The sequence below is a fragment of the Deltaproteobacteria bacterium genome (assembly GCA_016223005.1).
GTDB lineage: Bacteria > Desulfobacterota > GWC2-55-46 > UBA9637 > GWC2-42-11 > JACRPW01.
Genome location: JACRPW010000023.1, coordinates 1 through 3,094, shown reverse-complemented (window position 1 = coordinate 3,094; position 3,094 = coordinate 1). Strand labels below are relative to the sequence as shown.

The window sequence follows — 3,094 nt, the reverse complement described above, 5'->3', positions numbered from 1 at the left end:
TTTTTATGCCTAAAGGCACTTCGGGCATACAATATAACTTCCATTATCCGACATCTGCTCAACAGGCAGAACTGCGCCGCACTCGCCGCACTTTGCATAATGCGTTGCTGCCTTTGCCATCTCCTCTGCCCTTCCCTCCTCAATATCCCTCTGTGTCTTCTCCTTCTTTTCTTCCTTTAACTCATTTTCTGTATGTTCCATACACACCTCCTGATTTTAAATAATATATATTGTCATAATATCTTATCCGCTGCACCTTTGCAAAGGATAGAAGTTTTTCAAGAACAAGAAATATTATAGCCATACCAAGCGAAAACTGAAAAACATCTCTATATCTCATAACCTTTTCACTTGTTTTTTCAATCTCTGCGCCGATCAGCAATTCCTGTAAAAAACTATCAAGCGAAAAATCCTGCCTGTAATACACCCCGCCTGTGCGGCTGGCTATATCCTTTAAGGCATCCTCATTTAATCTTGTAATAACAGCCCTTCCCTCCGCGTCCTTCTTGTAACCCATGAAAATACCTTCCTTTGAAAACATCGGAACCTGAGCACCTTTCTTACTGCCAATACCAATAGTATATATTTTAATCCCCTGTCTTGCAATATTATCCGTAAGTTCATAATGGCTGGCATCAGGGTCATCGCCGTCTGTTAAAAGCAGGATAATCTTTTTCCTCCCTTCACTTTTCTTAAATATATTCACACCTTCATCAAGTGCAAGTTTTATTGATGTCCCCTGATTCCAGAACATGCCTGTATCCAGCCTGTCAAGGAATGTCTTTACAATGTTAATATCTGTTGTAAGCGGAGACATAATAACAGGTTTTGCTGCAAATGCAATGAGCCCAACCCTTGCCTCGCCAATACTTTCAATCAGATTACTTGAAATCCTTTTCGCAATATCAAGCCTTGATTTATTATCATCCCTTGCGAGCATGCTTAAAGAGGCATCAATTGCAATAACAACATCAACCTTTTTCCTGCCCACGACTACATCCTCTGTCCCAAATTGCGGACCTGCCATTGCAATGACAACAAAGAACAGGCTGATTGAAAAAAAGATATTCCTCCTCCCGTCTTTTGGAATGGATAATCCAAAGGCAGAGGCATGTCTTGTTTTACGGCGGAGCGCCCATATATAGAATAAATGCAAAATGGGGATTAGCATCAGCAAAGATAAGATATATGGATTTGCAAATCGCATATCAGTTTATGGTATTTTACTGAATCTTGTATTTAAGAGGATAGTCTCTGTTAAAAATATTAAAATCGCTGAAACGAGAAGATATTGATATACATCATTATATTCAGTCCTTGTTGATGCGAGTTTATCTTTTTCAATCTTTTCTATCTCCTTATATACAGCCAATAGATTTCTTGTATCAGAGATTTTAAAGTGAGTGCCGCCGCTTATATCTGCAACCTCTTTTAACAGGTCAATGTCCATACCCCAGTTTGTCTGCCTCTGGACAAGATAATGTTCTGCTGCATACCCTTCCTCTATTGTATAAACCCTTACGCCCATTACCCTCGCAGCCTTTGCAGATACAAGAGGGTCAACGGTTCCTGAATTATTTATGCCGTCGCTTAAGAGTATTATTATCCTGCCCCGTGCCTTATCATGTTTTAAAATATCTATTGATAATGCAACTGCATCGCCTAATGCTGTGCCATCAGGCAGCATACCGAACTTTATACCATCTATAAAATCAGACAGGACAGTATAATCATCTGTGGGCGGACAAACCATCAGGGGAGCGCCTGCAAATGCAACCAGTCCTATACGGTCGGTTTTTCTGCCCTTTACAAATTCCTTTGCTATTGCCTGGACTACCTTTAATTTCTGGGCGATGAGTCCCTCTTCTTTCATGCTGCCTGAAATATCTATTGCAAGCATAATATCAATCCCTTCCTTTGACAGCCCGTCTGCCTTCAGCATCATCTGAGGTCGGGCAAATGCAATGACGAGCAGGATAAGTGCCACTATCCATGTATACTCCAGTATCCATCTGTATTTTGACAAACGGGATTTGTAACCTTTAAAACTCTTTACAGATGAAAATGGCAGGACAAACCTCTCCCTTTTTCTCTTTATCTGCCGCCAGATGAGAAAAGGGATGATTAAAAGGAGTGATAAAAAAAATGAATTAGAGAATATCATTTATCCAGCGGACTCCGCACCCCGAGAATATTTCTTGTCGCCACATGGGTATATATCATAGTCGTCTGGAGATTGGAATGCCCTAAAAGTTCCTGAATCGTTCTGATGTCATAGCCCTTTTCCAGCAGATGCGTTGCAAAACTATGTCTGAGTGTATGCACAGAAGCCTGTTTTGCAATACCCGCTTTTCCAGCGGCGGTCTTGAATGCCTTTTGAAGCGATGCAGGATGCATATGATGCCGGCGGACAATATGAGTGCGCGGATCAACAGAGATTGATTTTGAGGGGAACAGCCAGAACCATGCCCATTCCTTTCCTGCATTTGGGTATTTCCTTTCAAGGGCATTCGGCAGATAAACACCGTTCAAATCTTTTGCCCTATCCTCATCATACATTGCCCTTACCTCTGAAAGATGATGGATAAGGTTATCCTTTAACGATTCAGGAAGCATAGTCCTTCGGTCCTTGTCTCCTTTCCCTGAACGAACAATCACTATATTTTGTTCAATATCAATATCTTTGATTCTCAAACTCAGGCATTCCTGCAGCCGAAGCCCGCACCCATAAATAAGCATTGCCATGAGCTGTTGTGTTCCAGTCATATATTCAAATATAGAGGTTATCTCCTTTATACTCAAAACAACAGGAAGCCTTCTCCTCTGCCGCGCCCGCACAGCGTCTATCATACCCTCTATATCCTTATCAAGCACATGACGGTATAGAAAAACAATAGCATTTAGCGCCTGATTCTGAGTGGAAGGAGACGCCTTTTTTTCAACAGCAAGATAACTCAGAAAATCCTGAATATCTCTACCTTCAAGGTCAGCAGGTTCTTTGTTATTTATAAAGGCATGAAAACTGCGCGCCCATGTGAGGTAAGTTTTTTCGGTGGAGTATGACCTGTGCCGCAGCCTCAATGCCTCACGCAGT

At 41.6% G+C, this 3,094-nt stretch carries 4 protein-coding genes; all 4 read right to left on the bottom strand.

The window, feature by feature from the left end; all coding sequences use genetic code 11:
* Window positions 1-9: 9 nt before the first annotated feature.
* Genes HZC45_02745 through HZC45_02730 form a run of 4 tightly spaced genes read right to left on the bottom strand, consistent with a single transcriptional unit; the run spans window position 10 to window position 3,093 of the window.
* Complete coding sequence (locus tag HZC45_02745; GenBank protein ID MBI5682076.1) at window positions 10-201, bottom strand: hypothetical protein; 192 nt, start codon at window positions 199-201, stop codon at window positions 10-12.
* Window positions 182-1,156 carry a VWA domain-containing protein gene (locus tag HZC45_02740; protein ID MBI5682075.1) on the bottom strand — a complete coding sequence of 325 codons (975 nt, stop codon included), beginning with the start codon at window positions 1,154-1,156 and terminating at the stop codon, window positions 182-184. The genes HZC45_02745 and HZC45_02740 overlap by 20 nt, the downstream gene beginning before the upstream one ends.
* A gap of 57 nt (window positions 1,157-1,213) precedes the next feature.
* Window positions 1,214-2,164, bottom strand: a complete 951-nt coding sequence (locus tag HZC45_02735; GenBank protein ID MBI5682074.1) for a VWA domain-containing protein — start codon at window positions 2,162-2,164, stop codon at window positions 1,214-1,216.
* On the bottom strand, window positions 2,161-3,093 hold the full coding sequence (locus HZC45_02730) for an integron integrase (protein ID MBI5682073.1): 933 nt from the start codon (window positions 3,091-3,093) through the stop codon (window positions 2,161-2,163). Before HZC45_02730 ends, HZC45_02735 begins: the two co-directional genes overlap by 4 nt.
* Window position 3,094 lies beyond the last annotated feature (1 nt).

Coding starts and splice junctions, on each gene's coding strand:
- HZC45_02745 (MBI5682076.1), bottom strand. CDS start 201: ATGGAACATACAGAAAATGAGTTAAAGGAAGAAAAGAAGGAGAAGACA.
- HZC45_02735 (MBI5682074.1), bottom strand. CDS start 2,164: ATGATATTCTCTAATTCATTTTTTTTATCACTCCTTTTAATCATCCCT.